Annotated in this window: 31 protein-coding genes; 11 read left to right on the top strand and 20 right to left on the bottom strand. The window is 69.6% G+C overall.

Annotated features, from left to right (window positions below; all coding sequences use genetic code 11):
• Positions 1 to 61 precede the first annotated feature (61 nt).
• The 5 genes from ACOJUJ_RS04225 to ACOJUJ_RS04205 all read right to left on the bottom strand — a co-directional run bounded on the left by ACOJUJ_RS04225 (position 62) and on the right by ACOJUJ_RS04205 (position 3439).
• Entirely contained in the window at positions 62 to 1423 is a 1362-nt protein-coding gene (locus ACOJUJ_RS04225; protein WP_420125601.1) for a sensor histidine kinase, read from the bottom strand.
• A complete protein-coding gene (locus ACOJUJ_RS04220; protein ID WP_420125600.1) occupies positions 1420 to 2070 on the bottom strand; it encodes a cobalamin B12-binding domain-containing protein in 651 nt (216 codons plus the stop codon). The genes ACOJUJ_RS04225 and ACOJUJ_RS04220 overlap by 4 nt, the downstream gene beginning before the upstream one ends.
• Positions 2067 to 2465, bottom strand: coding sequence for a hypothetical protein (locus ACOJUJ_RS04215; RefSeq protein ID WP_420125599.1), 399 nt, complete (start codon positions 2463 to 2465; stop codon positions 2067 to 2069). The genes ACOJUJ_RS04220 and ACOJUJ_RS04215 overlap by 4 nt, the downstream gene beginning before the upstream one ends.
• The gene (locus ACOJUJ_RS04210; protein ID WP_420125598.1) at positions 2453 to 2770 is read right to left on the bottom strand and encodes an antibiotic biosynthesis monooxygenase family protein; all 318 of its coding nucleotides are present in this window, start codon (positions 2768 to 2770) and stop codon (positions 2453 to 2455) included. Before ACOJUJ_RS04210 ends, ACOJUJ_RS04215 begins: the two co-directional genes overlap by 13 nt.
• Before the next feature lie 99 nt (positions 2771 to 2869).
• Positions 2870 to 3439 (bottom strand): NUDIX hydrolase, encoded by a 570-nt coding sequence (locus ACOJUJ_RS04205; protein WP_420125597.1) that lies wholly within the window; start codon positions 3437 to 3439, stop codon positions 2870 to 2872.
• Positions 3440 to 3562: 123 nt separating this feature from the next.
• Between ACOJUJ_RS04205 and ACOJUJ_RS04200 the strand changes: the two genes are divergently transcribed.
• From ACOJUJ_RS04200 to ACOJUJ_RS04190, 3 genes are all read left to right on the top strand, one after another.
• Positions 3563 to 3781: a CsbD family protein gene (locus ACOJUJ_RS04200; protein WP_420125596.1), complete on the top strand. Its 219-nt coding sequence runs from the start codon at positions 3563 to 3565 to the stop codon at positions 3779 to 3781.
• A gap of 423 nt (positions 3782 to 4204) precedes the next feature.
• Positions 4205 to 4438: a hypothetical protein gene (locus ACOJUJ_RS04195; RefSeq protein WP_420125595.1), complete on the top strand. Its 234-nt coding sequence runs from the start codon at positions 4205 to 4207 to the stop codon at positions 4436 to 4438.
• Between the two features lie 22 nt (positions 4439 to 4460).
• Positions 4461 to 4982 carry a flavin reductase family protein gene (locus ACOJUJ_RS04190; RefSeq protein ID WP_420125594.1) on the top strand — a complete coding sequence of 174 codons (522 nt, stop codon included), beginning with the start codon at positions 4461 to 4463 and terminating at the stop codon, positions 4980 to 4982.
• A gap of 343 nt (positions 4983 to 5325) precedes the next feature.
• Here the strand turns inward: ACOJUJ_RS04190 and ACOJUJ_RS04185 are convergent, their stop codons facing one another.
• The 4 genes from ACOJUJ_RS04185 to ACOJUJ_RS04170 all read right to left on the bottom strand — a co-directional run bounded on the left by ACOJUJ_RS04185 (position 5326) and on the right by ACOJUJ_RS04170 (position 10971).
• Positions 5326 to 7665, bottom strand: a complete 2340-nt coding sequence (locus tag ACOJUJ_RS04185) for a LysM peptidoglycan-binding domain-containing protein (protein ID WP_420125593.1) — start codon at positions 7663 to 7665, stop codon at positions 5326 to 5328.
• A 512-nt stretch (positions 7666 to 8177) separates the two neighbouring features.
• Entirely contained in the window at positions 8178 to 9311 is a 1134-nt protein-coding gene (locus ACOJUJ_RS04180) for a PrsW family glutamic-type intramembrane protease (protein ID WP_420125592.1), read from the bottom strand.
• Between the two features lie 9 nt (positions 9312 to 9320).
• Positions 9321 to 9797 (bottom strand): SRPBCC family protein, encoded by a 477-nt coding sequence (locus tag ACOJUJ_RS04175; RefSeq protein WP_420125591.1) that lies wholly within the window; start codon positions 9795 to 9797, stop codon positions 9321 to 9323.
• 13 nt (positions 9798 to 9810) lie between these two features.
• On the bottom strand, positions 9811 to 10971 hold the full coding sequence (locus ACOJUJ_RS04170; protein ID WP_420125590.1) for a glycosyltransferase: 1161 nt from the start codon (positions 10969 to 10971) through the stop codon (positions 9811 to 9813).
• Between the two features lie 183 nt (positions 10972 to 11154).
• Between ACOJUJ_RS04170 and ACOJUJ_RS04165 the strand changes: the two genes are divergently transcribed.
• The gene (locus ACOJUJ_RS04165; protein WP_420125589.1) at positions 11155 to 11370 is read left to right on the top strand and encodes a DUF2188 domain-containing protein; all 216 of its coding nucleotides are present in this window, start codon (positions 11155 to 11157) and stop codon (positions 11368 to 11370) included.
• Positions 11371 to 11443: 73 nt separating this feature from the next.
• On the opposite strand, the gene ACOJUJ_RS04160 is transcribed toward ACOJUJ_RS04165, so the two are convergent.
• Positions 11444 to 11725: a hypothetical protein gene (locus tag ACOJUJ_RS04160; protein WP_420125588.1), complete on the bottom strand. Its 282-nt coding sequence runs from the start codon at positions 11723 to 11725 to the stop codon at positions 11444 to 11446.
• A 109-nt stretch (positions 11726 to 11834) separates the two neighbouring features.
• Between ACOJUJ_RS04160 and ACOJUJ_RS04155 the strand changes: the two genes are divergently transcribed.
• Entirely contained in the window at positions 11835 to 12062 is a 228-nt protein-coding gene (locus ACOJUJ_RS04155; RefSeq protein WP_420125587.1) for a helix-turn-helix domain-containing protein, read from the top strand.
• 96 nt (positions 12063 to 12158) lie between these two features.
• Here the strand turns inward: ACOJUJ_RS04155 and ACOJUJ_RS04150 are convergent, their stop codons facing one another.
• From ACOJUJ_RS04150 to ACOJUJ_RS04135, 4 genes are all read right to left on the bottom strand, one after another.
• Positions 12159 to 12386, bottom strand: coding sequence for a PIN domain-containing protein (locus ACOJUJ_RS04150; RefSeq protein ID WP_420125586.1), 228 nt, complete (start codon positions 12384 to 12386; stop codon positions 12159 to 12161).
• Positions 12387 to 12410: 24 nt separating this feature from the next.
• Positions 12411 to 12554 carry a type II toxin-antitoxin system VapC family toxin gene (locus ACOJUJ_RS04145; protein ID WP_420125585.1) on the bottom strand — a complete coding sequence of 48 codons (144 nt, stop codon included), beginning with the start codon at positions 12552 to 12554 and terminating at the stop codon, positions 12411 to 12413.
• A 5-nt stretch (positions 12555 to 12559) separates the two neighbouring features.
• Positions 12560 to 12814 (bottom strand): type II toxin-antitoxin system VapB family antitoxin, encoded by a 255-nt coding sequence (locus tag ACOJUJ_RS04140; RefSeq protein WP_420125584.1) that lies wholly within the window; start codon positions 12812 to 12814, stop codon positions 12560 to 12562.
• Positions 12815 to 12889: 75 nt separating this feature from the next.
• Positions 12890 to 13804, bottom strand: coding sequence for a serine hydrolase (locus ACOJUJ_RS04135; protein WP_420125583.1), 915 nt, complete (start codon positions 13802 to 13804; stop codon positions 12890 to 12892).
• Between the two features lie 432 nt (positions 13805 to 14236).
• On the opposite strand from ACOJUJ_RS04135, the gene ACOJUJ_RS04130 reads away from it, so the two are divergent.
• From ACOJUJ_RS04130 to ACOJUJ_RS04115, 4 genes are all read left to right on the top strand, one after another.
• Positions 14237 to 16210, top strand: coding sequence for an amidohydrolase family protein (locus ACOJUJ_RS04130; RefSeq protein WP_420125582.1), 1974 nt, complete (start codon positions 14237 to 14239; stop codon positions 16208 to 16210).
• Complete coding sequence (locus ACOJUJ_RS04125; protein WP_420125581.1) at positions 16207 to 17313, top strand: sensor histidine kinase; 1107 nt, start codon at positions 16207 to 16209, stop codon at positions 17311 to 17313. Before ACOJUJ_RS04130 ends, ACOJUJ_RS04125 begins: the two co-directional genes overlap by 4 nt.
• A 249-nt stretch (positions 17314 to 17562) precedes the next feature.
• The gene (locus ACOJUJ_RS04120; protein WP_420125580.1) at positions 17563 to 18318 is read left to right on the top strand and encodes a LytR/AlgR family response regulator transcription factor; all 756 of its coding nucleotides are present in this window, start codon (positions 17563 to 17565) and stop codon (positions 18316 to 18318) included.
• A 340-nt stretch (positions 18319 to 18658) separates the two neighbouring features.
• Entirely contained in the window at positions 18659 to 19051 is a 393-nt protein-coding gene (locus tag ACOJUJ_RS04115; RefSeq protein WP_420125579.1) for a hypothetical protein, read from the top strand.
• A 142-nt stretch (positions 19052 to 19193) separates the two neighbouring features.
• On the opposite strand, the gene ACOJUJ_RS04110 is transcribed toward ACOJUJ_RS04115, so the two are convergent.
• Positions 19194 to 19457: a hypothetical protein gene (locus ACOJUJ_RS04110; RefSeq protein ID WP_420125578.1), complete on the bottom strand. Its 264-nt coding sequence runs from the start codon at positions 19455 to 19457 to the stop codon at positions 19194 to 19196.
• A 222-nt stretch (positions 19458 to 19679) separates the two neighbouring features.
• On the opposite strand from ACOJUJ_RS04110, the gene ACOJUJ_RS04105 reads away from it, so the two are divergent.
• Both ACOJUJ_RS04105 and ACOJUJ_RS04100 read left to right on the top strand, forming a co-directional pair.
• Positions 19680 to 20918 (top strand): ATP-binding protein, encoded by a 1239-nt coding sequence (locus ACOJUJ_RS04105; protein WP_420125577.1) that lies wholly within the window; start codon positions 19680 to 19682, stop codon positions 20916 to 20918.
• Positions 20919 to 21219: 301 nt separating this feature from the next.
• Positions 21220 to 23673 (top strand): glycogen/starch/alpha-glucan phosphorylase, encoded by a 2454-nt coding sequence (locus ACOJUJ_RS04100; RefSeq protein ID WP_420125576.1) that lies wholly within the window; start codon positions 21220 to 21222, stop codon positions 23671 to 23673.
• Between the two features lie 207 nt (positions 23674 to 23880).
• Here ACOJUJ_RS04100 and sufU read toward each other — a convergent pair whose 3' ends face one another.
• The 5 genes from sufU to ACOJUJ_RS04075 form a co-directional block, all read right to left on the bottom strand.
• Positions 23881 to 24324: a Fe-S cluster assembly sulfur transfer protein SufU gene (gene sufU / locus ACOJUJ_RS04095; RefSeq protein ID WP_420125575.1), complete on the bottom strand. Its 444-nt coding sequence runs from the start codon at positions 24322 to 24324 to the stop codon at positions 23881 to 23883.
• Entirely contained in the window at positions 24324 to 24500 is a 177-nt protein-coding gene (locus tag ACOJUJ_RS04090) for a type II toxin-antitoxin system HicB family antitoxin (protein ID WP_420125574.1), read from the bottom strand. The genes sufU and ACOJUJ_RS04090 overlap by 1 nt, the downstream gene beginning before the upstream one ends.
• A 96-nt stretch (positions 24501 to 24596) precedes the next feature.
• A complete protein-coding gene (locus tag ACOJUJ_RS04085) occupies positions 24597 to 25862 on the bottom strand; it encodes an aminotransferase class V-fold PLP-dependent enzyme (protein WP_420125573.1) in 1266 nt (421 codons plus the stop codon).
• Positions 25859 to 26119, bottom strand: coding sequence for a hypothetical protein (locus tag ACOJUJ_RS04080; RefSeq protein ID WP_420125572.1), 261 nt, complete (start codon positions 26117 to 26119; stop codon positions 25859 to 25861). Before ACOJUJ_RS04080 ends, ACOJUJ_RS04085 begins: the two co-directional genes overlap by 4 nt.
• A 37-nt stretch (positions 26120 to 26156) precedes the next feature.
• A complete protein-coding gene (locus ACOJUJ_RS04075; protein WP_420125571.1) occupies positions 26157 to 26465 on the bottom strand; it encodes a non-heme iron oxygenase ferredoxin subunit in 309 nt (102 codons plus the stop codon).
• Positions 26466 to 26469 lie beyond the last annotated feature (4 nt).

Genomic DNA, 26469 nt, shown 5'->3' with positions numbered 1-26469 from the left:
CCCGTCATCCTTCCGTACTCCCGTACTCCCGTACTCCCGTACCTTCGTACCTTCGTACCCTCTACTCCCCCATCGACGCCGGCGGACGCGCCGGCAGCGTGAGCCGGAACGTGGTCCCCACACCCACGGCGGAGCTCATGTCCAGCGAGCCACCCAGGACCGCCGCCAGGCGCCGGGAGATGGGCAGTCCCAGGCCGGTGCCCTCGCGCCCGGTGGCCAGGTTGTCGCCGTGGCCCAGCTGCACGAACTCATCCCAGATGCGCGCCTGGTCTTCTTCGGGAATGCCGGGGCCGCCGTCGGTGACCTCGATCACCATCCCTCCGGCGCGCCCGTCGGACAGGTGCACCCACACGGGCGACCCCGCGCCGAACTTGATGGCGTTGGAGATCAGGTTAATCAGGATCTGCCGCAGCCGCCGTGCGTCCGTGCGAATGACGGGGATGTCGCCGTGGCGGATGAGGCGCAGCTCCGTGCGCGTTCCCTCGGCCAAGGGGCGCAGGTTCTCGAACAGCTCCTCCACCAGCTCCGTCCCGCGCACCTCCTCCGTCTGCACCTCGGGGCGGCCGGTTTCCAGGCGCGAGATGTCGAGCACGTCGTTCACCAGCTCGCGCAGGTGGCGCGCGGCCCGCTGCGAGCGCTCGATGGCCAGCTCCTGCTGCTCGTTCAGCGAGCCGTACACCTCCGCCAGCAGCAGGTCGTTGTAGCCCATCACCGCGTTGATCGGCGTGCGCAGCTCGTGGCTCATGGACGCGTAGAAGCGGTTGCGCGCGCCCAGGGCAATCTGCAGCTCGCGGGTGCGGCGCTCCAGCTGCTGGTTGGCGGTGAGCAGGTGGTCCTGGCCGGCGTGCAGCTCCTCCGTCATGGCCAGGAGCTCCTCGTTCTGCGCCTGCACCTCCTCGTTCTGCCCCTGCAGCTGGCGCGACAGGCGCTCGTTCTCGCGAAACTCGCGCTCCAGCTCGTCCAGCGCCCGCGCCAGCCGCGCCTTTTCCTTGGCCAGCTGCCGCTGCGTGTTGGCCTGCTCGGTGTTGGCGCTGGCCAGCTCCTCCAGCATCTGGTCAAAGCGGGGGTCGCGCGGCGCCTCCACCAGCCACATGCGCGCCCCCTCGTCGTCGCAGACGGGGTAGAAGGAGTGCGGATGCAGGGTGTCGCGCCCCTCCAGCATGAGCTCCCACGCGCCGCCGCAGCCGCCCTCGTCCGGGTCCACGCCGGGAAAGAAGGGGGCGCGGCTCAGGATGGTGTCCAGCTTGCGCGACGACGCCTCGTCCAGCACGCGGGCGAACGGAGCGCCCACCACCTGGCGCTCCAGCGCGCGCTCCAGGCGCCCGTTGGACTCCAGGACGGTGCCGTCGCGCGCCAGCTCCAGCACAAAGCCGGGAAAGCCGCGCAGCAGCGGGTGTATCCCCAGGGCCGCCACGTCCTTCATGCCGCGAACCTTTCCTTCAGTCGCTCCGCCACCTCGACCGCGTCCTTCGCGGTGAGGTCCGCGCCCATCCGCTCCGCCAGCGCCTCGTCGCCGGCGAACGCCCGCCCGCCGATGGCGATCACGGGCGCGCCCTCGGGCATGGCCTCGCGAATCGCCTGCACCGCCTCGCGCACCCGCGCCAGGTGCGGGGTGATGGAGGCGGAAAGCGCCACCACCTCGGGCCGGCGCTCCACCACCATCCGCACCAGGTCTTCCACGGGCACGCTGGCGCCCAGGAACACGGTGTCCCAGCCGTCCAGCTCCAGCAGGTCGCAGATCATCCGCAGCCCCAGCTCGTGCCGCTCGTCCTGCGCGCAGGCGGCGACGAGGAGGGGGCCGGCGTCCGCGCGGTCGCCGAACAGCTGCTCGTACAGCCGCGACATGGCCAGCTGGGTGACGGCCGTGGCCAGGTGCTCGTCCGCCACCGTGATCAGGTTCTCCTGCCACAGCCGGCCAATCTCGTGCATGGCCGGCTGAAACACCTGCAGGTACAGCGTGCGCGCGTCCATGCCGCCGGCCAGGGCCAGGTCCACCACGCCCAGCGCCTGGCGTCGGTTGCCGGCGCGGATGGCCGCCAGGTACAGGTCGTGCGCCTCGCCCGCCGTCATCCGCCCGCCGACTCGCGCAGCGCGACCACGCCTGCCTCCAGGCAGGCGGCGACGATCGCCGCCTCGTCCGCCCGCATCCGCGCCGCGGCGTCGCTGGCCCTCAGCTCGAAGGAGCGGGCCAGCTCGCCGGTGGGCACGTTGCGGGCGCGCAGCACGCCGTCCACCCAGCGGGCGTAGCGGACGAAGAGGGCCGGATCGTCCATCTCCACCGCGGGCGCCAGGTACTCCAGGTTGTACCGCATGTCCTGAAGGCACTTCAGGCGGCCGCGCTCGCCGTACTTGTCCACCAGCCAGGGCATCTCGGCGTACAGCAGCCCGGTGACGGAGCGGGCGATGGCTTCCTTTTGCTCCAGCAGCGCCACGGCGGCGCGCGCGCCCGGGCTCAACCCCGCCATTCGGGCGCCGCGCGCGAGTCCATCAGCACCTCGAACGCCTCGTGGCGCACGGCCGTTCGGGCCATGATCTCGCCCGGCTCGCGGCCGTGCGAGGTTGCGTGTTCCTGGCTTCCCATGTACTCCCGAAAGGCCTCGCGGCTCTCCCACGCGGTCAGAAAGGTGTGCGTGGCGGCACCCGCCTGCGGCCGCAGCAGCTGCAGGTACAGAAAGCCGGGAAAGCCGTCCACCAGCCGCGAGCGTTCGCGAAAGTGGCGCTCCAGCTCCGGCCCGTCGGCCTGGGGTACGGTCAGGTGGGAGATGAACACGAACATCGGCTCGCTTGCACGCACTTCCGGGGCAATTCAGCACAAATAAGCGCATGGCGGCGCCCTTGGCAAGGAATTCCGGCGCCGCCACCGCTCCCCTCATCCGTCCAGCTCCGCCTCGCGCCGCCAGAAAAAGGCGGCCAGCGCGGCCACGGTGGTGGCCGAGTCGATCTCTCCCCCAGCCACCATCCGCTTGACGTCCGCGACGGGCACGCAGCGCACGCCGGTCTCCTCGCCCTCGTCCAGCTCCTTTTCCCCTGCACGCCTCACGCCGCGCACGACCACGGCGTGCACGCGCGTGTTCTGCCACGACGGGTTGAGCGCGGCGGCGCCGATCCACTCCGGCTCGCTTCCCTCGTACCCCGTTTCCTCGCGCAGCTCCGGGGTGCCCGCGTCTTCCGGCCGTTCTCCTTCATCCATCGTGCCCGCGGGAAGCTCCAGGGTCACGCGCTGCAGCGGATGGCGCCACTGCTCCACCATCACCAGCTGGTCGCCAGGGGTAACGGCGATCACGGCCACGCCGTCCGGCGCGCACGCCACGTTGAACTCGTGCACCGAGCCGTCCTCGGGCGAGCGGGCGTGCATGGAACGTACGGTGAAGATGTCGAACTCACCCTTTTGCTCTTCGCGCATCACCTGCCACGGCCGCGGCCGCCGCTCCTTCACCATCCACCCCTCTCTGCGGGTCCGGGTCCGTGTCGATAAGACGCAATCTGTTGCAGGGCATATTGTTTGCCACCGTGTCAGCACTGCCCTAACGCGGGCAACCTGTACGCAACCAAGGAGGCAGCAATGGCGGATGACCTGACCGGCAAGGCCACCCACCTGGGCGGCAAGCTCAAGGAAGGACTGGGCGACCTGCTGGGCGACCGGGAGCTGAAGACGGAAGGGCGGCTGGAGCAGGCTGAAGGCGTGGCGGAGCAGGACGCCGCCCGCGCCGAAGAGGCGCTGCAGGAAGCCAACCTGCGCAAGGCGGCCGCGCAGCAGGCGCAGCGCAACACCGGCGTCTGATCGCTTTCGGCCCTGGCCGAGGAACGCCGCCCTCTCCGCGAAGCCGGGAGGGCGGTTTGCGTTTGGGGCGTTTCGGCTGGCATCGAACTGCGTCCGGCGGGGTGCCCCTCCCCCGGCCCCTCCCCGTTCGTTCCTCACGGAGAGGGGAGAACTTCGATCCCGCTTCGACCTGCTTCGAATCGCACCAGACCACCCCTCCCCCGAAGTTGGGGGAGGGGTCGACGGCCGTTGCGAGGAACGAGCAAAAGGTCCGTCGGGGGAGAGGGCCCGTCGGAGCGGGTGACACTTCGAAGAGCTGCCGGATCGCTCCCATCATTCGGTCACGCCACCTCTCCCCGTGGACGCTGATCAGGACCGGCGCACTCCATGCATCCGTGGCGACGCGGAAACGGGTGGACGGGGACGTAACCGGGAGATTGCCTGATGCACAGGGTGCGCGTGGTGCGGTCGTTCTACGACCAGTCGGAGCCGTTCGTCGGCAGGGTGGGGGAGGTGATCGGCCACTGGGGCGCCGACAACAACCAGGAGGGGCGCGACGGCTTCATGGTGCAGTTCGACGACGGTACCGTGGTCGGCTTTTCGGAGAACGAGGTGGAAGACGCGTCCGAGGAGCAGCCGGCCGCGGGCGGCGAAGAGGCGGCGGAAGCGCCGGTGTGACCCGCGCCCCGCGCCGCTCCCGATGAGCCCGCGTCCCATCCAGCCTACCATCCACACCCACGCCCACGGTCCGGACGACGACGACGCGGCGCTGCGGGACGCGTTCCGCGAGGCGCTGTCGGGATGGGCCAGCGGTGTGGCGGTGGTCGCCGTGCGCGAGGATGACGAGGTGGTGGCGATGACGGTGAGCGCCTTTGCCTCGGTGTCGATGTATCCGCCGCTGGTGCTGGTGTGCATCGACGAGAACGGGCACATCCTCCCCTCGATGCTGGCCGAGCGCCGCTTCACCGTCAGCCTGCTCGGCGAAGCCCAGAAGCGCCTGGCCGCCAGCTTCGCGGACAAGCTTCCCGCCGCCGATGATTTGTTCGCGGAGGGCGACCCGGTGCTCCACGGCTCGGTTGCCGCGCTGATCTGCACGCTGTGGGAGGCGTATCCCGGCGGCGACCACCGCATCGTCGTCGGCCGCGTGGAGCGCGCCGTCGCGGGTGAGGAGGATGCGCCGCTCGTCTACCACCGCCGCCGATACCGGGGGCTCTCCGGGTAATCCCCGAATCCGAAAACAGTGTGATTTCCTGAGAGAGGCGCTGCACTGCGGCTGGCCGTAACCCGGAAGCCAGGGCGCCGACCGAAGGATCTCGTCTGCCCGACGAAGGGACGTGAACGGCTCCTGAGGGCTGGGCTTTGCGCGACCCGACAAAGATCCTTCGGTCGCGCGCAAGCTTTGGTGGTAACGATAGTTGCGGGTGTGCGCTCCCTCAAGATGACGCCTGACCTCAGGTGAGTCTGGCGGCACCGTTCCGGGAAATCAGCATTTTTCCCCGGATAACGAGAACGACCCTCCCCGGTGACCGGGGAAGGGTCGTTCGCACATCAGGATCGGCGAAGCGTCAGTTCGGGATGCGCAGCTTTTGCCCGGGGCGGATCTGGGCGTCCTCGGCCAGGTCGTTGGCGCGGCGCAGGTTCTCGACCGTCGTCTCGTAGCGCCGCGCGATCCCCCACAGCGTCTCGCCGTCCGCCACCGTGTGCTCGCGGCGTGCGGGCATGCGGTTGACGGTCGACAGCGCCGGCCGCGACTCCGACGCCGTGCTGCCGCGCCGCTGTCCGGACGCCGTTTCGGTCGATGCTCGCCGCTCGCCGGTCGATCCGGACGATGCACGGCTGCCCGACTCCCGCGCGGTGCTGGATGATGCGGTCGATCCCGTCGATGCGCGGCTGCCCGACTCCCGCGCGGTGCTGGACGATGCGGTTGATCCCGACGATGCACGATTACCGGATTCCCGCGTGGTGGCCGATGCCGACGCGGTGGATGATGCGGACGAGGCGCGGGGGATACGCAGCGCCTGGCCGGGCTGGATGGTGTCGTCCTCATCCAGCCCGTTGGCCTCGCGCACGGCGACCACCGTCACGTCGAAGCGCCGCGCGATCCCCCACAGCGTCTCGCCGTCCTCCACCGTGTGCGTGCGCCCCGCCGCCCCGCCGCTCGCCGTCCCACTCCGCCGCGCCGACGAAGCGGAGGTGGAGGACGATGAAGACGCGCGCTCCGTCGCCCGGCTCGCCCCGCTCTCCTCCCGCGCCGCCGAAGACGTGCGCGATGAGGACGACGATGCCGATCCGCTCCGCCGCTCCGACGTGCTGCCTTCCGACGTCCCGCTCCGCTCCGACGTGCTCGATCCGCTGCGCCGCGTGGAAGCCGACGCCGTGTCGCGACGCGTGCTCGCCGCCGTCGTCCCGCTCCGCCGCTCCGACGATCCGCTGGTGCTCGACGACGCGCTCGACCCGCTGCGCCGCTCGGACGAGGAGGCGGATTCGCCGCTGCGGCGCTCGCTGGACGACGCCTCGCTCGACCGGGACGACGACGAGCCGCTGCTCCGCTCAGACGCACTCGACCCGTTGCGCCGCTCGCTGGATGACGCGCTCTCGCTCCGCCGCGACGACGACGACTCGTTCCGGCGCGCCTCCGTCGACGAGGCGGATTCGGCTTCGCTGCCGGGCGTGGGATCACCCAGCACACGGGGGCCGCGGCGGGAGGAACTGGCGACGCGCGGGGAAGGGCGCGCGTCGAGCACGCGGACGGCGTCGGCGTACAGGCGCAGGCGGTCGCCGGCGCGCAGGTTGTCAAGGTTGGTGGACAGGTTCATGGCGCGGATGCGGTCCGCCGGAACGCCGGAAAGCTCCGCCAGGCGCGACAGCGACTCGCCTTCGCGCACGCGGTACACGCCGAATCCCCCGCGCTGCCGGAACTCCGAGGTGGCGAACGCCTGCTGCAGCGGCGCGCCCTGCCCCAGCGGCACCCACACCTGGTAGTTGCGCGGCGCAATCTGCCGGAACAGGTGCGGGTTCAGGTCCAGCAACTCGTTCACCGGCAGGTTGCCCATCTGCGCCAGCACCGAAAGCGGCGTGGCCAGGTCCACCCGCATGCTGTCGAACGCGAACCGCCGTCCCGCCGGCTCCGGCGCCGGATAGCCGAATCGCACCGGGTCCTTGGCGATGATGGTGACCGCGTACAGCCGCGGCACGTAGCGCCGCGTCTCCTGCGCCAGGTTGCCCCGCGCCGCCACGTCCCAGAAGTCCGTGGCGCCGTACCGCCCCATCGCCCGGTTGATGCGCCCCTCGCCGGCGTTGTACGCGGCCGCCGCAAGCGCCCAGTCGCCGCGCATCTGGCGGTGCAGGTAGCGCAGGTGGCGCGCGGCGGCGTGCGTGGCGCGGATGGGGTCCATCCGCTCGTCCACCAGCGTGTCGATGCGCAGCCCCATCTGCCGCCCCGTCGCCGGCATGAACTGCCACATCCCCACGGCGCCCGCGTGGCTGCGCACCGTGGCGCGGTAGCCGCTTTCGATCATCCCCAGGTGGTGCAGGTCGCGGGGGATGCCGTACGAGGCAAAGACGTCGCGCACCCACTCGTCGTAGCGGTCCGCCGCGCGCAGCCATCCGCCCACCACCGCGTGCCGCTGACCCACCAGGAACTCCAGCTCCGTGCGCACCCACTCGTTGGGCACCACCGGCAGGTCGTACTGCTTGTCTCCCAGCAGGTCCGCGCCCACGGGTGCGGGCGCGCCGCGCAGCACCAGCCCCTCGTCCACGGGCGTCACCGTCTCCAGCACGGGCGCGGTTGGCGCTTCCCCGGTCCGCTGCGCGGGCGCGGGGGCGGACGCGACGGGCTGGCGGCCGGGCGAGCACGCGGCGCTCAGCGCAAGCAGCAGCAGACCTGCGGCGTGGGTACGGAACATCGGCACTTCACTTCCCGGATTGCGGCGGACGGGGGACGGCGACGCGGCCGTCAGCGGGCGAAGGTAGCGCGGCGGATGGAGTTAGGCCAGAAGAACGGGACGAGCGCTCCGACTGGCCCCCCAGCGCCCCCTCCGGGCTCGCACCACTCGCCCACCTCCCCCAAAAAAGACTGGGGGAGGTTGGGTGTGGGGCAGGCGACGGTGCGCTCCGGATGGGCCCGAGCAGGCCCCCTCCGGGCCGGCACCACCGGCCCACCTCCGCCGAAACTGCCGGGGGAGGTTGGGTGTGAGGCAAGCGGCGGTAAGCTGCGGATGGGGTCGCGCGGGATGGAGGGCCCGCCCCCCTCCCCAGCCCTCCCCCGCAAACTGCGCGGGGGAGGGAGGTGCGTCGCACCTCTCCGAAGCGGGACCGAAGTCCACCTCCCCCAGGGGTTTTTGGGGGAGGTGCGAGCCTAAGCGAGTAAGGGGGCGCTGTCGGACGCCAGTTCGATGCCCATCACCCGTTCACCCGTTCACCCCACCCGTCCGTGCTCGTACAGCTCGCAAAGCCGACGCACGTACTCCGCCTCGCGCTGGGCGTCCGCCTCGGGGCCGTGGCTCAGGCCGCGCAGCACGCGCCAGCGGTGGAACGCCAGCTCGCTGGCCACGCGGTGCAGCTCCCGCCGCGCGCGCCACCGCGCTACGCCGCCGCGCTTCCACGCTTGCGCGCTGGCGCGCATTCGCCTCCGCACCTCGCACAGGCACTCCAGCTCGCTGTGCGACAGCACGCCGTCGCCCACCAGCGGCGACAGGTGCTCGCGCAGCACGCGGCTCTCGCGGCGCAGGCTGAAGTAGATCAGCGCCAGCACGCCGATGAACGCCGGCAGCATCACCAGCAGGTACAGCGCGAAGAACCACCCTTCGAACGTGGCCGCCAGGTTCCACAGCGAGTGCAGCGCAATGGCCACCGTCAACCCCACGAACGGTGCCACCCAGCTGCGCGCCTCGCCGTGGCGCTCGCGCACCAGCCCCAGCCCGATGCCGAACATGCTGGTGAACAGCGGGTGCGCGAACGGCGACATCATCCCGCGAAAGAAGAACGTCACCGTGGAGCTGTCGCCCCCGTCGGCGATCGCTTCGCCGTAGTACTGCACGTTCTCGATCATGGCGAAGCCCAGGCCCACCATGGCCGCGTACACCACGCCGTCCACCACGCCGTCGAACTCGTCCTTGAGCTCGCGGAAAAGGACGAAGAGGGCAAAGCCTTTCGCCAGCTCCTCCACCACCGGCGCCGTCACCAGCCCGGCGAACAGCTCGCCCGCCCGGGGCCCGGCCAAGGCGCCCAGGATGTCGGTGCTGAGCATGTTGACCATCAGCGCCACGAACACCGCCACGCTGGCGCCCCACGCAAACGTCTGCACCAGCGTCAGGGGCGGCTCCGGCTCAAAGCGGTCCAGCCACAGGACAAGGATGATGTAGACGGGAACGGGGACGATGGCCACCAGAAAGCCCAGCCCGAACGCGCGCAGCCCCAGGTCGCCGGCGATCAGGCCCAGGCTCAGCACGCCGCACACCAGCGCCCCGCGCGTGAGCATGGGGTGCGGCTGCGCGGGAAGCTCGTGGGGATGGTACAGCAGGTCGAAGAAGCGGTGCTCTCCGGTGGACATCGGTTAGGATCAGGGGATGAGGTTCGGCTCTTTGTACACGCCGAACATTTCCTCGAGCACGCGGCGGCGGTGGTCAAAGATCACCTGCAGCCGCGGCGCGACCAGAAAAGGCGACACGGCCCGCGCCCGTTTGGGCAGCGCCCAGTGCACGATGTCACGCATGGCCACGCCGCCGGGGATCTCGCGGAACAGGTGCTGGTGGTGCCAGAAGCGGTACGGCCCAAAGCGCTGCTCGTCGACGAACATGTGCGGCTCGTCCACGTGCGTGATCTCCGTGACCCAGTCCACGGAAATCTTGAACAGCGGGCGGATCTTGTAGGTGATGATCATCCCCGCGTACATCCGCTCCGGCAGCGGCGAGGTGATCTTGAACCCCATCTCCGGCGGGGTGATGCGCGCCAGGTTGCGCGGATCGCTCACGAAGTCCCACGCCTGCTCGATGGAAATCGGCAGGCGGATCATCCGCTCCAGCACGTTCAGCTTCATCGTCCCCTTCTCCTCACCCGGTGGGCTCCATCGCGCCGTATTCGCGCCCCTTCCACCGCACCCGCCCGCCGCGTGCCAGGCTGCGCATCACGATCCCGCACATCACCAGCGCGCCCAGCGGGACGAGCAGCGCGTAGAACGGATTGTGCCCGTCGCGCCGGTACATGGCCGCCCAGAACGCCGTCGCCGCCGCCTGCGCCACGGCCGCCGCGGGCACCCACGGCCAGCCCACCATCCCCAGCGCGCCGCGCAGCAGGACCAGCGGCGGCAGCAGCCAGAAGAAAAAGATGCCCGCCAGCAGCAGCCAGGGCACCGCGCCCGCCAGCGCCCCCGCCGCCGTGCGCCGGGACGAGAGCGCCAGGTTCTTGCTCCACCCCTCCACGATCTCCGCCAGCGAACGGTACATCCGCACGCGCAGAAAGCGGTCGGCGCTCACCAGCAGGGTGCGATGCCCCAGCGCGTGGAAGCGTTGCGCCAGCGCCATGTCTTCCGACACCTCGTGCCGCACCGCGCGGTGCCCGCCGGCAGCTTCGTACGCGTCGCGCCGGATCAGAATGTAGCCGCCGAGCGCGATCTTGTCGCGGGTGCGGGGGGAGCGGTTCACGCGCTCCGGGTCCGGGTAGCGCGCCAGGAACAGCATCCCCACCTGCGCCATCACCACCCGCTCCCAAAAGCCGCCCAGCACCTGGTGCGGCATGGCGGAGAGCAGCGCCGCGCCGCGCGCCCGCATCACGCCGACGCTGCGCCCCACCAGCTCCGGCGCGGCGATCACGTCGGCATCCGCGAACGCCAGCAGCTCGCCGTTCGCCGCGCGGACGCCCTGCTCGCACGCCCACGCCTTGCCGAACCACCCCGCCGGCAGCGGATCGCTTTCGATGATGCGCACCCGCGGATCCCCCTCCGCCGCCCGCCGCGCGACGTCGCCGGTCCCGTCCGTGGAGCCGTCGTCCACCAGGATGATCTCCAGCCGCGGATACGACGAGGCGCGCAGCGACCGCAGGCACGCCTCCACGTTCAGCGCCTCGTTGCGCGCCGGGACGATCACCGACACCCGCGGCGCGTCGCCGTCCGCCGCCGCATTGCACTCCTCCAGCGCCGGCCGCCGCCGCACGAACACGGCGGCCAGCACGGGCAGCAGCAGCCAGGGAAGCGCGAGCAGCAGCGGTAGTGTCAAACCGGGTCGCCGTGGAGGTGGTTGCGCGGGTTCAACCTACGTGCATTTCGCGCACTCCGGTAGCCCCACATGCGAATTTTTTCGCACCGATGATGCCGCGGCTCTCTGCGGCGCCGACGGCGTTGATCCGACATCGGAGACTCCATTATGTTGATCATGTCCGGTTCTCGCGTGAGGTGATCTATGAACCAGCATGTCGTTCCCCGGGACGGCCGGTGGGCTGTTCGTGGGGCGGGGAACAGCAGGGCGACGCGCATTTTCGCTACGCAACGTGAGGCGATAAGCGCTGCCCGGGAGATTGCTCGCAAGCAGGGTGCGGAACTCGTGATCCATCGCGCGAACGGCACGATTCGCGACAAGCACAGCTATGGCCGCGATCTGTCATCTTCAAAGGGCTGACTGCGACCCAGCGGGTTGATCGCATGTCGAGAGGGCGGGCCGCCGTGGCTCGCCCTCTCGCGTTGTATGTGGATCATGACGGCAAGCCGAACTCGTCCGCGGCACTGGCTGTGAGTGTGAGTCCTTTCGCGCGCGCCCAATCTCCGGAAGCTGCGGTTGCCGAGCGCAGATCATTCGCGAATTTAAGAACGGCTTCGGCGACGAGCGGGTCCCTCGGAAGCTCTTCTTCAGAGACAAACCGGGCCAGCTTGATGGTAGAATTTGCAATCGCTTCGAATGCACCGAATCGATCCGACAGCATCTCCATCAGCCGCATCGGCGAGGTCTGGGGGTGCTGCTCTGCCATCGTGATCATCCGCCTGTCCTCCCTCACCCGGGTGATTCAGCAACTTGTATGATACTATAGTCTCTAGTACAAAAGTACCAGTCCGACCAATCTCCCCTGATCCTTCATCGGGGGAGCTATGGATTCTTTTGAGGCTGTGCTTGGACGGGTGATCGCGGAGCGGAGACGGGGCGCCGGCCTCTCACAGGAGGCGCTGGCGTTTCGATGCAAGCTCCACCCGACGTACATCAGCCAGCTGGAGCGCGGCTTGAAATCACCGACTGTGCGAGTTCTGCGAGCGATTGCGGAGGCGGTGGGGATGACGGCGTCCGCTCTGCTGCACGAGGCGGAGGCTCAGGCCAGCTAAGGCGGGAGCGTAATCGCCGGGTTGGCGCCCAGTACCCTGAATGAAAGGGCGGACCCAGCGGCCCGCCCTCACGGTTACCTGCCAACGCTTCCGTCGTCAGTATGCAGCCGCGGAAACGTCGGTCTGCGGAAAGTCATCTCCTTTGAAGAGAAGCGGCTCGCCGAGCGCAATGGCAGTCCCATAGGACAAGCAGTCGCCGTAGTTCAACACCGATGGCGAGCCCACGCCTTTGCCATACTGCCGATAAGCAGAGCGGGCATGATTTGCCGCGTCAGCGCTGAAGGGAACGATCCGAATATCGAGCCGATGTAGCAAAGCATCCAAGGCGATCTCACCTTGCGGACCTTTTCACCCAAGCATGTCTGCGGCAGCCTCGACGAGTGTGGCAGCCCCGACGAGACGATTGGGATCAGCCGCGATCGCGCTGGCCATGCGCGCAGCTTCCGGCTCGGCAAGCAGTATCGCAATCAGCGCCGACGCATCGATGACCATGGCGTTCAGCCCGGGAGGCCGAGTTCATCGTAGCCGATGATCTCTTCAGGCGTCCGGTGGTCGACGTCTGGGAGCGATGCAACGAACGCCTGGATCTGGCGGATGTCAGACATCAGTCCCATACGCTCGGTTTGTCGGCGAATGACGCTGAGCCGGTCTCGAAGGGCGGTGGTGACCACGTCTGTAAGGCTCTCACCGGTCAAATCAGCGATCTCGCGCGCCAACTGCCCGGCTTCACGGTTCTTGATGTTCAGTGCCATCGTTTCTCCAGCGGCGGGTTCCATGGTAGAATCTATTCTGCTATTCCACCACGCTCAACGCTTCCAGCAGACAATCTAACGCGTCACGTGCGCCCACACCGCGCGAGAGACGTCGGCGCCTGCGCGCGCTGCGGCGTCGGAGTCGGCGAAGCCGCGGGTGAAGACGACGAGCACGTAGGGGGCGCGGCCCGGCGGATAGACGATGGCGGCGTCGTGGTTGATGCGAGTGATGCTGCCGGTCTTGTTCGCCACGCGCGTTCCCTCCGGCAGCCCCGCCGGGATCATCTCCGTGAACTCCTGCCGCTCCAGGATGGCCTGCATCTCCCGCGCGGCGGGCTCGCCGACGACGGCGGGGTCCTGCACGGCGCGCATCACCCGCATCAGCGCGTACGCCGTCGTCGTGTTGTTCATCCCCGCGTCGTACGCCGCCTGGTCCTCCACACCGCGCAGCACGTGCATGTCGCGCGCGCCGATGCGCTCCATCGTCTCGGCGATGCGGGCGGGGCGCGCTTCGGCGATCAGTATGTTGGTGGCCAGGTTGCTGCTGCGCGTGATCATCCGCTCCACCAGCTCGCGCATCGGCACCTCGCCGCCGATGGCGCCGTACAGCCGGGTGTCGCTGTCGTCGCGGGGGCTCAGCTGGTAGCGGCCGCCGTCGGCGATGCTGACGAACTCGTTGCGCACCGGGATTGGCGCGTCGAACGACAGCTCGCCGGCGCCCGCGCGGCGGAAGAGTTCCATCATCACCGGCACCTTCATCGTGCTGGCGGCGTGCATCCGCACGTGCGCATCCACCAGCAGCGAATCGCCCGTCTGCAGGTCCATGAACGCCACGGACACCTCCGCCGTGTCGCCCGCCGCCGCGCGGATGATCCGCCGCACCTCCGCCTCTAATCCAGCCATCTGACTCGTTGGCGCGGGCGAGGCCGTGGACGGCGCGGCGGGGGCGCAGGCGGCCAGCATCAGCGGCAGGACGAGGATCGGTCTCATCGGATGGCTTGGCGGCGAGGGTAGAGGAATTATGGCCGGTCGCGGATCTGATCCCACGATCTTCCGGTAGCGGACGTACCGGTGCATGGGACGCCGCACACAGTCGGGCCGCCGAGTCCACGAAGGTGGACTTTGTGCAGTTGTAGCGGCGAATTTATTCGCTCCTGCAGGCGGGACGGCACGCTGCCCGCTCATATCAGATTCTCAAAAGATACCATTCGTTCACGTGGCCGGGCGGCACGTTATCGAATCAGAATCACCATCAGCATCCGCCGCAACGTAGCCGCCGCCGGTCGGGGGCGGAATCCCTCCGTTCGCATCCCCCGATCCGCCGTTCGCCTGCCGCGCCGTTCATCCGCCGCCTCTTGACCCGCATCCTTCCTCCCGTAAGCGACAAACGTCATCCACACGGATTTGAGGGAGATACGGACGATGAAGAGCGCGATGCTGCTCACCCTGGTGGCGCTGGCGGGATGCGCGGCGCAGGCGGCGCGGACGGCGGAGGTCTCGGCGGAGCCCGCGACGGTGCTGCGCGGGCGGCTGATCGACGGCACCGGCGCCGCGCCGGTGGAGAACGGCGTGGTGGTGATCCAGGCCGAGCGGATCACCTGCGCGGGCGCCGCATCGAGCTGCCGGATTCCCGCGGGCGCGGAGGTCATCGATGCGGCCGGCGGCACCATCCTGCCGGGCCTGATCGACCTGCACGCGCACGTGTGGGATGCGGGGATGCTGTCGATGTTCCTTCCCGCCGGCGTGACCACCGTGCGCGACCTGCACAACACGTTCGAGAACCTGGCGGTCCTGGACGCCGGCACCGGGCCCGCGCCTCGGCTGTTCCGCGCCGGTCCGCTGATCGACGGGCGCCAGAGCTGGCCCGGCGCCATGGTGGCCGCCGACGTCCCCGCCGCGGTGCGCGCGGTGGACACCGTCGCGGCCCACGGTGTGGACTTCGTCAAGCTGTACAGCGGGCTGTCGCTGGCGCAGGTGACGGCCGCGTCTGCGGAGGCGCGGCGGCTGGGCAAGCCGGTGACGGCGGACCTGCTGGCGAGCGAGGTTGACGCGCTGCAGGCGCTGGAGGCAGGTGTGCAGGGCTTTGAGCACGCGGGCGGCTTTGCCCAGGCGTACCGCAGGATGGGCGGCGATCCGGAGTCGTTTCCGCTGGACTCGGTGCGGATGGACAGCCTGGCGCGCGCGGTGGTGCGGCGGAACGCGTACATCGTCCCCACGCTGATCGTGGCACACCAGTACGCGGCGGAAACGCGGCCGTCGCTGGCGGGCGTGCCGCTGGCGGACCGGGTGCCGGACCACGTGCACGCCTTCTGGGCCCGCGGCGACGCGGCGCCGGCCAGCTTCAAGCACGTGTTCGACGTGCACGAGCAGTTCGCCACGCACCTTACCCGCCGAGTCGCCGCGCTGGGCGGCCGCGTGGGCGTCGGCTCCGATCTGCCGAACCCGTACGTGACACCCGGCGGCGCGCTGCACCAGGAGCTGGAGCTGCTCGTGGGCGCCGGACTGACGCCGCTGCAGGCGATCCGCGCGGCCACCGGCGGCGCGGCGGACATCCTGGGGCGCGCCGACCTGGGCGTGCTGGCGGCGGGGCGGGCGGCGGACGTGATCGTGGTCGGCGGCAACCCGGCGGCGGACGTGCGCGCGACCCGCGACGTGCGCGTCGTCATTCACAACGGCCGCGTGCTGCCGATGGAAACGCTGCTTGCCGCCGCACCGCCCGTCCGCGGCTCGCGCCCCGCCGCCCCCGCCGCGGACCCCGCGCCGGTGCCGGATGCGTCGAAGCTGGCGCTGGGCCGCATCGTCTACGGCATTGTCGTGGGCGCGGACACGACGGGGACCGACACGATGACGCTGGAGTCGCAGGGCGGCCGGTTGCTGCTCACCGAGACGTCGCGGACGCCCGCGTTCACCATGGACGTCCGGGCGGAGATGTCCGCGCCGGCAATGACGCCGCTGACGTCGGACGTGACGCAGGAGATGGGCGGCAACCGCATCCAGGTGCAGCTGCAGTACGGCGCCGGCCGGGTAACGGGGACGATGAAGATGCCGCCCGCGTTCGGCGGCGAGACGGCGCTGGACACGCCGTTCGAGGGCCCGGTGTACGAGTCCGCCGCCGTGCCGCAGGTGATCGCCGCGCTGCCGCTGCGCGAAGGGGCTGTCTGGACGCTCCCGGTCTACACCACCTATGTTCGCGCGGTGGCGCCGTACCGCGTGGAAGTGGGCGCGGTGGAGACGGTGCAGACCGGCACGGGGCCGGTGCGCGCCTTCAAGGTGCAGGTCAAGGCGGGCGCGTTCGCGCAGGTTCTGTGGATCAGCGAGGCGGAGCCGCGATGGCTGGTGGCGACGGAGATCGCGGCCTTCGGCATGCGCAGCGTGGCCCGGAGCCGCCTGCCGTGAGCGGCGCGGTCGCGGAGACCATCCCGGGGGTGCTGGGGGGCGCGTTCGCGCGCGTCCCCCGCCGCGCGCGCATCATGGGCGTGGTGGCCGTCGTCTACTTTATCGGCATGATGCTGTGGATGGTCGTCGCCTTCGGCCCGCGCGAGGCGTTCACGGGGCCGTACATGTGGGGCGGCTTCTGCGGCGGGCTGAGCGGGCTGCTGCTGGGCTGGACGGGCGCGCTGTACTCGCTGGCGCAGGACGGCCGCTGGTCCATGCGCTGGCAGTGGCGCATCGTTCCCACGCGGATGAACGACATGCTGCTGGCGGTGCCCACGCTCGCGCTCGTTGCCGCCGTGCTGGCGACCATCGGCGCGGCGATGATCTTTCCGCTGGTCTGGCGCGAGTGGTACCTGGTGGGCGGCCTGGTGTCGATGGCGGCCGTCATCATCTTCGCCGTGCGGCTGACGGCGGACAGCACGCGCTTTCTGTACCTGCACGCGCGCGAGCAGGCGGCCGCGGCGGAGCGCGCGCAGGCGGAGGCTGCGGACGCGCGGCTGGCGGCGCTGCAGGCGCAGATGAATCCGCACTTTCTGTTCAACGCGCTCAACACCATCGCCTCCCTGGTGCGTACCGACGCGCGCGCGGCGGAGGCGACCACGGAAAATCTCGCCGCCATCCTGCGCCGCACGCTCGACCGCTCCCGGTCCACGATGTCGACCGTGGAGGACGAGGCGGACTACCTGCGCGCCTACCTGGCCATCGAGCAGGAGCGCTTTGGCGACCGGCTGTCGGTGGAGTGGCAGATTGACCCCGCCGCGCTCCCGGTCAGCATTCCGCCGATGACGCTGCAGCCGCTGGCGGAGAACGCGTTGAAGCACGGCATTGGCGGGCGACTGGAGGGCGGCCGCATCCGCATCGCCGCGCGGCGGATGGACGGCGTGCTGCGGCTGGAGGTGCAGGACGATGGTGCCGGCTTCGTCCGCGGCGCGCGCGAGGGCACGGGGCTGGGCAACCTGCGCGCGCGCCTGGCCACCCTCTACGGTGACCGCGCGTCGCTCGACGTCGAACCACTCGCCCGAGGCACCCTGGCGACCGTGCTTCTGCCCGTGGAAGGTGCGTGAGTCGCTGCATCTTCGCGTAGGGCCAAACAAACAAGGTCTCACGCAGAGTCACCAGAGTGAGCAGAGTTTTACGAGGCGCGCGGAAGCCGGGTGACCCAGATCCACTCCTTTCCCTGGTCAAAGGTTGCAGGGGATCAGGAACGACATGACGAATCTTCCCTCTGCTAACTCTGGTAACTCTGCGTGAGACCCCGTCTTTGAAAGCATGCGGTTGCCTGGTACTCTGCCTCTTCCGTTGATGGGGATACGATGCGGGTTCTGATCGTGGACGACGAGCCGGCGGCGCGGCGGCGGCTGGCGCTGATGCTGGAAGAGCTGGACGAAGAGGTGGTGGGCCAGGCAGCCAACGGCATGGAGGCGCTGCAGATGGTGGCCGAGCGGCGCCCCGAGCTGCTGCTGCTGGACGTGGAGATGCCCGAGGTAGACGGCTTCGACGTGCTGCGCCACATCGGCGAGCCGCGCCCGCTGGTCGTATTCCAGACCGCGTACGACGAGTACGCCCTGCGCGCGTTTGAGCACGCGGCGCTGGACTACCTGGTCAAGCCGGTCACGCGCGCCGGGCTGGAGCGCGCCCTGGCCCGCGCCCGTGAGCGCCTGGCCGCGCCCGTGCTGCCGACCTTGGACGAGCAGGTGGCGCAGGCGCTGCGCTCCGCCGCGGGCGTGGGCGGCGGCGCCCAGCGTCGCCGCCTGCTGGTGCGCGAGGGCCGCGGCCACCGCCTGGTCGCCCTGGACGAGGTCGTCCGCTTTTCCGCCGAGGAGGGCCTGAGCCACGCCCACCTAACCGCCGGGACGAAGCACCTTACCGACTACACCCTCGCCGAGTTGGAAACGCGCGCCGGCGACGGCTTTGTGCGCGTGAGCCGCGCGGACCTGGTGCGCGTGGACGCCGTCGCCCGCGTTACCCGCAACGGCGACGGCAGCGCCACCCTGGGCCTCTCCGACGGCTCGGTCGTCCACGTCAGCCGCCGCCGCGCTCCGGAAGTGTGGGCGCTGCTGGAAGGATGACAAATCGGCATCCCGACGATCAACCGTCGGCGACTGCCTGAGGGAGCGCCACGGTAAAGCGTAAAGATCGCAACCACCTGCGCGCGGCTGAAGGATCTCGCCCGAACCACGACGGCCCCTCCACGAGGCACGTGCCCTGCCCGCAGGAGCAGGTGAAGCCCCGCACGGACGCGCCAGCGGCCGGGCGGGGCTTGTCGCTGTCCCAGCGGCGGGTTTACCCGCTCACGCGAGGCCGAGCGCAAGCGTGTGTCCAAACGGAACTCTGGACGCGGGTGTCGTCAGAGTAGCAGATTGATTTCAGCCGAATCTCCTGCGTCCCCACAATCCGGATTCTCCTCGCATGCCGCGCATCCCGCTCACGGCGCAGGCGCTTGCGGCCGCCATGAACGCCGAGCTGTACCGGCGCGGCGTGCCGGCCTTCGTGCGCGTGCTGGCGGTGGTGCGCGCGCCGGCTGGCGAGGGGGTGGACGGCGCGGACTGGACGTTCTCCCTGGAGCGCTCCCCGGTCCCACTGCACGACGACGGGACCGCCACGCGCTACGCCGAGGCGCTGTTCCGCTACGAAGACGAGGTGGATGCCGTCGCGCGATGGGCGGCCGAACGCTTCGACGCCGTGTGGGAGGCGGACGCGCCGCGCCTGGCGATCTTCATCCCCGCGCCGGAACCGGAAGCGCCACGCGTGCCGCGGATCGGCGAGCCGGTGGCCATGGAAAACGGAACGGGCGGGGACTGATCCCCGCCCGTTCGGCGTTTCAGACCAACTGGCCACGTTCACCACACCTGCTCACCTCGTCGAGGCTTCCAGTCCACGAAGGTGGACTTCGTGTGGTTGTTGCCGCGAATTCATTCGCCCTTGCTGCCTGACGGAAACCCCCTCAGACGCGCCCGTCCACCGGCCGTGCGTCGCGCGCATCGCTCTTGTCCGACGACTCGTCCGCATCGTCCTCACCGGCCGTGGAGCCGCCTTCACGGTGGCGCACGCGGTCCAGCAGGTCGCGTGACGACTCCAGCATCTCGCGCGTCTTGCGGATCACGTCGCGCGTGCGCTCCACCACTTCCGAAACGGTGCGGTCGGTGATCCGGGGACGGCTGTGCTCCTCGGCGGCCGGAGCGTCGGGCGTAGGGTCGGCGTCGTTCACGAGGGTCTCGAGGTGCAGTGGGGCGGTGGCGCGAAGCGGCGGGACGAAGGCAACGCCGGCGCGCGGCCGCCGGCCCCCCGCGCACCTGGGTACGTTAAGCGCCCTTCCGCGGTTTGGCAAACGCGGCGGATGTTGCCCGTGCTGCGCCGCGGCCCCGGACGGATGGCCCGCAACGTGCTTTCCCGGGCGCCGCACCCACCGCAACCGACGGGATTCACGGGGATGGAGATCACCATCAACTGCCGGCTGGCCACCTCGCTCGCGAGCAGAATGCGCGACGCGCGCGCAGAGCTTGCGCGCCGCTGGCTGGAGCGGATCGCCGCCCGCGTGAATCTGCACCCCAACGCGGTGTTTCCCACCGACGAGCTGCTGGACCACGTCCCGCTGCTCATGGACCACATCGCCGACTACCTGGAAGACCCGGCGGACGAGATCACCGCCGACGCGCCCGTCATCGGCAAAGCCCTGGAACTGGGTGAGCTGCGCCACTCGCAGGGGTTCGACGCGCACCAGATCCTCAAGGAGTACGAGCTGCTGGGCGGCGTCCTCTTCAACTTTCTGGTCCGCGAGGCCGACGAGATCGACGAGCCGTGCTCGCGCTCGGAGCTGCTGGCGTGCGCGCACCGGCTGTTCCGCGCCGTCGCCGTCATCCAGCAGTACAGCACCCAGCAGTACCTGCGGCTGGCCGCCGAGCAGGTGCGCGAGCGCGAAGAGCGGCTGCGCAGCTTCAACCGCATGGTCACGCACGAGCTCAAGAACCGCATCGGCTCCGTGCTGGGCGCGGGGCAGCTGCTGGAAGATCCCGAGATCTCGTCCGACCCCGCCCGCCGCGCCCGCTTCGCGAAGATGGTGACGCAGAACGCGGACGCCATGCAGGAGGTGCTGCAGAACCTGCTGGAGCTGACGCGGATGGACACCGACGCGCGGCAGCAGCGCAACGTGCCGCTGCCGCGGGCCGCCTCGGAGGTGTGCCGCCAGCTGCGCGAGATGGCGCAGTCGGCCGGGGTGCGGGTGCAGATCGACGAGCTGCCGGACGTGGAGGTGAACGCCGGCGCCGTGGAGCTGTGCCTGACCAACTACGTGTCCAACGCCATCAAGTACGCCAACCCCGCCCGTGAGGACCGCTGGGTGCGCCTGTGGAGCCGCACCGAGGCGGGCGAAGGGGGGTGCGAGCTGGTGATCGCGGTGGAGGACAACGGCCTGGGCGTGCCCGAGGACGCGCGCGACAAGCTGTTCTCGCGTTTTTTTCGCGCGCACGGCACGGTGACGGGGGTGGAGGGGACGGGGCTGGGGCTCAGCATCGTGCGCGACACGGTAGAAGGGCAGGGAGGGCGCGCCTGGGCAGAGTTCGACGGGGTGGAGGGCTCGCGCTTTCTTCTCGCGCTTCCCTGCCGCCGCTCCGCCGACCGGGAACGCCGCGGCGGCACGCCCGCGCAAGCAGAGGGCGCCGGGCCCGGATGAGCGGACAGCCTTTCGCCATGTCTGTTCGTCGGGCTAACATTCCTGATCCGACCCATGGGAACCCGGCTGTCCCGCCCGAGGTACGATCCAGCGTCCAAAACACTTGTTTTCCCGTGATAACGCCGTTTCGGCGGAAGCCGTGGCGACACGCCGCGCTCGCTCCGGCGGGGCCGTGACCCGTCATCCATCCCGTAGGGGGCGAATGGAAACGGGACGGATTCCGCGTCACCACGTTGTAGACGCCGGCACCGGGTTCCCGTTCTCCTGACCGTTCCGGACCGGCATCAGCAGATCAAATCGAATGAGCATCATCGACGCGGGGCGGCGCGTGACGCGCGTGGAGGCCCTGAAGCACGGCATCGAATCGCACGTGCGCCACACGCTGGCGCGCGACGGCGCGGCGGCCACCGAGCGCGACGTGTACATCAGCACGGCCATGGCCGTGCGCGACCGCCTGGCCGACCGCTGGGCGGCCACCAACGCGCGCTACCAGCACCGCGACGTAAAGCGCGTCTACTACCTGTCGCTGGAGTTTCTGATCGGCCGCACGCTGGGCAACGCGCTGCTTAACCTGGACGTGGAGGGCGCAACCGCCGAGGCGCTGCAGGAGCTGGGCTACCGGCTTGAGGAGCTGGAGGCGCGCGAGCCCGACGCGGGGCTGGGCAACGGCGGCCTGGGGCGCCTGGCCGCCTGCTACCTGGATTCCATGGCCACCCTGGAGCTGCCGGGGACCGGGTACGGCATCCGCTACGAGCACGGCATCTTTCGCCAGGCCGTGGACGAGCAGGCGCGGCAGATCGAAAAGCCCGACAACTGGCTGCACGACGTCAATCCCTGGGAGATCGCCCGGCCCGACCGCACCTTCAAGGTAAAGTTCTACGGCCGCGTGCAGCCCCGGCCCGACGAGACCGGCCGCATCCACTTTGACTGGGTGGATACGAACGACGTGCTGGCCATGGCGTACGACACGCCCGTCCCCGGCTACCGCAACAACACGGTCAACACGCTGCGCCTGTGGGCCGCCAAGGCCACGGAAGAGTTCGACCTCGAAGGCTTCATCAAGGGCAACTACATCGCCGCCGTCGAGGCCAAGTCGCAGACGGAAACCATCAGCAAGGTGCTGTATCCGCCCGACGACACGGGCGCGGGCAAGGAGCTGCGGCTCAAGCAGCAGTATTTTTTCGTCAGCGCCACGCTGCAGGACATCATCCGCCGCTACAAGACGGAGCGCACCACGTTCACGGACTTCGCCGACAAGGTGCAGATCCAGCTGAACGACACCCACCCCGCCGTCGCCATCCCCGAGCTGATGCGGCTGCTGATGGACGAGCACGGGCTGGAGTGGGACACCAGCTTCGACATCGCCCGCCGCACCTTTGCCTACACCAACCACACGGTGCTGCCGGAGGCGCTGGAGGAGTGGGAGGTGGAGCGCTTTGGCCGGCTGCTGCCGCGCCACCTGGAATTGATCCGCGAGATCGACCGCCGCTTCCGCGCCCGCGTGCAGGAGAAGTTTCCCGGCGACGCGGCGCGCGAGGAGCGCATGGCCATCATTGGCGGGGGCAAGGTGCGGATGGCGCACCTGGCCATCGTGGGCAGCCACCACACCAACGGCGTGGCGGCGCTGCACACGCAGATTCTCAAGGACCGTATCTTCCGCGACTTCAACGAGCTGTGGCCCGAGCGGCTGACGTCCGTGACCAACGGCGTCACGCAGCGGCGGTGGATGCTCAAGTCCAACCCGGGGCTGGCGAACCTGATCACCGACGCCATCGGCCCGGAGTGGATCACCAACCTGGAGCAGCTGGCCGGGCTGGAATCCTTTGCGGACGACGCGGCGTTCCGGGAGCAGTGGCGCAAGGTCAAGGCGGACAACCGCCGCCGCCTGGCGCAGCTGGTCCGGTCAGAGGCCGGGGTGCAGGTGGACCCGCGCAGCCTGATGGACGTGCAGGTAAAGCGCATGCACGAGTACAAGCGCCAGCTGCTGAACGCGATGCACTGCGTGGACCGGTATCTGGAGCTCAAGGACGCGCCGGGTGGGTCGATGCCGCCGCGCGCGGTGCTCTTTGGCGGCAAGGCGGCGCCCACGTACTGGACGGCCAAGCTCATCATCCAGCTCATCGGCCGCATTGCGCGCGAGGTGAACGGCGACGCGGCGGCGGGCAGGTCGCTGCGCGTGGCCTTTATCCCCGACTACCGGGTGTCGCTGGCGGAGCGGATCTTTCCCGGCAGCGACCTGTCGGAGCAGATCAGCACGGCGGGCTTCGAGGCGTCGGGGACGGGGAACATGAAGTTCGCGCTGAACGGGGCGCTGACCATCGGAACGCTGGACGGCGCCAACGTGGAGATCGCGGAGCACGTGGGGCGCGAGAACATGTTCATCTTTGGCCTGACGGCGGAAGAGGTGGAGGCCAGCCGCGCGTCGGGCTACAACCCCCGCGCCGAGTACGAGCGCAGCCCGCGGCTGCGCCGGGTGCTGGACTTCGTGGCCAGCGGCACGCTGTCGCCCGAGGAGCCGGGCCTGTTCCGGCCCCTGGTGGAGTCGCTGCTGCACCACGACCCGTACATGGTGCTGGCGGACTTTGACGCGTACCTGGAGGCGCAGGCGCTGGTGGACACGGCGTGGGCGGACCAGGAAGAGTGGACGCGCAAGGCGATCCTGAACGTGGCGCGCTGCGGCTGGTTCAGCAGCGACCGCTCCGTCAAGGAATACGCCGACCGCATCTGGAAGCTGGACCCGCCGGCGGTGGGGTAAGACGGATCCGGCAAACGAGCTAGCGTGATCGCGAGGTTCGAAAACTACATCGGGGGGTACAGAGGAACAGAGAACAGCAAGAGATACAGAGGACAACCGGTCTTCCTCTGTTCCTCTGGCTGTTCCCTGTTTCTCTGTACCCTTCCTCTTTTGTTCTCGGATTCGGTGTGATTGAGGCAGGAGGGAAGGGATGCTTGGCCCCGTGCTCTACTCGGCCGCCAGCTTTTTCTCCGCTTCTTCAAGCGCGTCCCAGCCCAGCATGGCGCACTTCACGCGGCGCGGCAGCTTGGCCACGCCGGAGAGAGCGCGCATGTCGCCCAGCGCCTTGTCGCGCGCGGCCGCCTCGTCGCCGTGAATCATGTCGCGGAAGCGGGCGGAGATGGCGTGCACCTCGTCCCACGACTTGCCGACGGCGTGCTCGCTCATCATCGACGCGGCGGCTTGCGAGATGGCGCAGCCGTGGCCGCTGAAGCGGATCGCCTCGATCTTTCCCTCGCGCACCTGCACCTGCAGCAGGATGTCGTCGCCGCACACGGGGTTGCGCATGGGCACCACCGCGTCCGGCTCCGCAAGCTCGCCGCGGAACTTCGAGCTTCGGTAGTGCTTCAGGATCAGCTCCTGGTACACCGAGTCCAGCGCAGACCGCTCCATTATCGCATCTCCAGTGCCTCGTCCAAGGCAGAGCCGAGGTTTTCGATCAGCTCGCCGCGCGTCTTTGCCTGCGAGTTGACCCCCGCGATCTCATCGATCCATCCGATCCACCACCCGCCGCGCTGACTGATCACACCCGTATATCCCAGCGCAATCCTGAGCCGTTCTGTTTCCACCGCGTTCGATCCCGGCGCCCGGTTTTTGTCCGCGCAGGCGGACAGCGTGACGTTGTTGCCGCGATTTCAATCGCTCTCGCAGAGCCAGTGGATCCCTCAGTACCCGAACAGCCCGCGCGCCTTGTGCAGCGCGTCCACCAGCGTGTCCACCTCGGCCGGCGTGTTGTACAGGTAGAACGAGGCGCGCGCGGTGGATCCCACGCCCAGGCACTTCATCAGCGGCTGGGTGCAGTGGTGGCCGGCGCGAATGGCGACGCCCTCGCTGTCCAGGATGGTCGCCAGGTCGTGCGGGTGGATGTCGGCCAGGGTGAACGAGACGACGCCCGAGCGCTCCTCCAGATTGCGCGGGCCGAGGATGGTCAGGTCCTCGATCTCGCCCAGCCGCTGCACCGCGTACGCCACCAGCGCCCGCTCGTGCGCCAGGATGGCGTCGCGTCCCAGCCCCGCCAGGTAGTCCGCCGCCGCGCCCAGGCCGACCGCGCCCGCCACGTTGGGCGTCCCCGCCTCGAACTTCGCCGGGATCGGGGCGTAGGTGGACGATTCCAGCTCCACCCACTCGATCATGTCGCCGCCGCCGTGGAAGGGGGGCATGGCCTCCAGCACCTCGCGCCGGCCCCACAGCCCGCCGCTTCCCGTGGGCCCGCACATCTTGTGGCCGCTGAACGCGTAGAAGTCGGCGCCCAGCGAAGGCACGTCGACCGGAAGGTGCGGGGCGGACTGCGCGCCGTCCACCACCATCAGCGCCCCCGCCGCCTTTGCCTTCGCCGCGATCTCCCGGATCGGGTTCACCGTTCCCAGCGCGTTGGATACGTGCGTCAAGGAGACGATCTTCGTCCGCTCCGTCAGCAGGTGGTCCAGCATCGACAGGTCCAGCCGCCCCTGGTCGTCGATCTCCAGGAACCGCAGCCGCGCGCCGGTCCGCTGCGCCACCAGCTGCCAGGGGACGAGATTCGAGTGGTGCTCCAGCACCGAAAGCAGGATCTCGTCGCCCTGGCGCAGGTTGTTCATGCCGTACGCGTACGCCACCAGGTTCAATCCCTCGGTGGTACCGCGCGTCCAGATGAGCTCCGCCGTGTCGGTGATCCCCAGCAGCGCCGCCACCCGCTGCCGCGCGTGGTCGTACGCGTCCGTGGCGCGGTTGCTGAGCTCGTGGATGCCGCGGTGCACGTTGGCGTTGTTGCGCTCGTAGTGCCCGCTGATGGCGTCGATCACCTGCCGCGGCTTTTGCGTGCTGGCCGCGTTGTCCAGGTAGACGATCGGCGTTCCCTGCGCCGTGGTCTCGCGCAGGATGGGAAAGTCCTGGCGGATGCGCTCCACGTCCAGCGGCGTCGCGGGCGCTTCGGGAAGGCTCAGGCTGCTCATGGCGATGTCTTGCTAAGGCTTGCTTCGGCGCGCCGCCGGCGGTCCCGCAGGCGCAGCACGCCGATCATCAGCAGGTTGGCGGCGGCGGCGGTGGCCATGGTGAGCGTGATCAGCGCCGCGAACGCCACCGCCAGCAGAAGCGCGGGCCGGCCCACGTAGCCGCTCACCAGCACGCCGGTAAGAAGCGTGATCAGGTTCAGGAACAGAACCACCCATGCGAGCTCCAGAAGATCGTGGATCAGCGGAGAGCTTCGCATGGGTGGATGCTTTCGTGTTGCGGTTTGTCGCGGACGCCTACGCCAGCTCCACCCAGACCTCGCTGTCCTCCACCTTCACCGCGTAGACGGCGATCGGCCGGAAGGCGGGCGGGCAGGTGGGTTCGCCGGTGCGGATGTCGAAGGCGGCGCCGTGCCACTCGCAGGTGACCGTGCAGCTTACCGGATCCACCTCGCCCACGGAGAGGGGAAAGTCGCGGTGCGAGCAGTTGTCGGCAAAGGCGTACACCTCGCCGTCCACCCGCGCCAGCGCCACCCGCCGCCCCTCCACCTCCGTCCCCAGCACCGCCCCCTCCTCCGGAAGGTCGGAGAGGGCGGCCGCTTTCACCCAG

This window comes from Longimicrobium sp., assembly GCF_048594345.1.
Taxonomy (GTDB): Bacteria; Gemmatimonadota; Gemmatimonadetes; order Longimicrobiales; family Longimicrobiaceae; genus Longimicrobium.
This window is presented reverse-complemented; position numbering and strand designations above follow the sequence as displayed.

Excerpts from the sequence above, each read along its gene's own strand:
- ACOJUJ_RS04225 (WP_420125601.1), bottom strand. The coding sequence starts at position 1,423 with ATGAAGGACGTGGCGGCCCTGGGGATACACCCGCTGCTGCGCGGCTTT.
- ACOJUJ_RS04220 (WP_420125600.1), bottom strand. The coding sequence starts at position 2,070 with ATGACGGCGGGCGAGGCGCACGACCTGTACCTGGCGGCCATCCGCGCC.
- ACOJUJ_RS04215 (WP_420125599.1), bottom strand. The coding sequence starts at position 2,465 with ATGGCGGGGTTGAGCCCGGGCGCGCGCGCCGCCGTGGCGCTGCTGGAG.
- ACOJUJ_RS04205 (WP_420125597.1), bottom strand. The coding sequence starts at position 3,439 with ATGGTGAAGGAGCGGCGGCCGCGGCCGTGGCAGGTGATGCGCGAAGAG.
- ACOJUJ_RS04200 (WP_420125596.1), top strand. The coding sequence starts at position 3,563 with ATGGCGGATGACCTGACCGGCAAGGCCACCCACCTGGGCGGCAAGCTC.
- ACOJUJ_RS04195 (WP_420125595.1), top strand. The coding sequence starts at position 4,205 with ATGCACAGGGTGCGCGTGGTGCGGTCGTTCTACGACCAGTCGGAGCCG.
- ACOJUJ_RS04190 (WP_420125594.1), top strand. The coding sequence starts at position 4,461 with ATGAGCCCGCGTCCCATCCAGCCTACCATCCACACCCACGCCCACGGT.
- ACOJUJ_RS04185 (WP_420125593.1), bottom strand. The coding sequence starts at position 7,665 with ATGTTCCGTACCCACGCCGCAGGTCTGCTGCTGCTTGCGCTGAGCGCC.
- ACOJUJ_RS04180 (WP_420125592.1), bottom strand. The coding sequence starts at position 9,311 with ATGTCCACCGGAGAGCACCGCTTCTTCGACCTGCTGTACCATCCCCAC.
- ACOJUJ_RS04175 (WP_420125591.1), bottom strand. The coding sequence starts at position 9,797 with ATGAAGCTGAACGTGCTGGAGCGGATGATCCGCCTGCCGATTTCCATC.
- ACOJUJ_RS04165 (WP_420125589.1), top strand. The coding sequence starts at position 11,155 with ATGAACCAGCATGTCGTTCCCCGGGACGGCCGGTGGGCTGTTCGTGGG.
- ACOJUJ_RS04160 (WP_420125588.1), bottom strand. The coding sequence starts at position 11,725 with ATGATCACGATGGCAGAGCAGCACCCCCAGACCTCGCCGATGCGGCTG.
- ACOJUJ_RS04155 (WP_420125587.1), top strand. The coding sequence starts at position 11,835 with ATGGATTCTTTTGAGGCTGTGCTTGGACGGGTGATCGCGGAGCGGAGA.
- ACOJUJ_RS04145 (WP_420125585.1), bottom strand. The coding sequence starts at position 12,554 with ATGGTCATCGATGCGTCGGCGCTGATTGCGATACTGCTTGCCGAGCCG.
- ACOJUJ_RS04140 (WP_420125584.1), bottom strand. The coding sequence starts at position 12,814 with ATGGCACTGAACATCAAGAACCGTGAAGCCGGGCAGTTGGCGCGCGAG.
- ACOJUJ_RS04135 (WP_420125583.1), bottom strand. The coding sequence starts at position 13,804 with ATGAGACCGATCCTCGTCCTGCCGCTGATGCTGGCCGCCTGCGCCCCC.
- ACOJUJ_RS04130 (WP_420125582.1), top strand. The coding sequence starts at position 14,237 with ATGAAGAGCGCGATGCTGCTCACCCTGGTGGCGCTGGCGGGATGCGCG.
- ACOJUJ_RS04120 (WP_420125580.1), top strand. The coding sequence starts at position 17,563 with ATGCGGGTTCTGATCGTGGACGACGAGCCGGCGGCGCGGCGGCGGCTG.
- ACOJUJ_RS04115 (WP_420125579.1), top strand. The coding sequence starts at position 18,659 with ATGCCGCGCATCCCGCTCACGGCGCAGGCGCTTGCGGCCGCCATGAAC.
- ACOJUJ_RS04105 (WP_420125577.1), top strand. The coding sequence starts at position 19,680 with ATGGAGATCACCATCAACTGCCGGCTGGCCACCTCGCTCGCGAGCAGA.
- ACOJUJ_RS04100 (WP_420125576.1), top strand. The coding sequence starts at position 21,220 with ATGAGCATCATCGACGCGGGGCGGCGCGTGACGCGCGTGGAGGCCCTG.
- sufU (WP_420125575.1), bottom strand. The coding sequence starts at position 24,324 with ATGGAGCGGTCTGCGCTGGACTCGGTGTACCAGGAGCTGATCCTGAAG.
- ACOJUJ_RS04085 (WP_420125573.1), bottom strand. The coding sequence starts at position 25,862 with ATGAGCAGCCTGAGCCTTCCCGAAGCGCCCGCGACGCCGCTGGACGTG.
- ACOJUJ_RS04080 (WP_420125572.1), bottom strand. The coding sequence starts at position 26,119 with ATGCGAAGCTCTCCGCTGATCCACGATCTTCTGGAGCTCGCATGGGTG.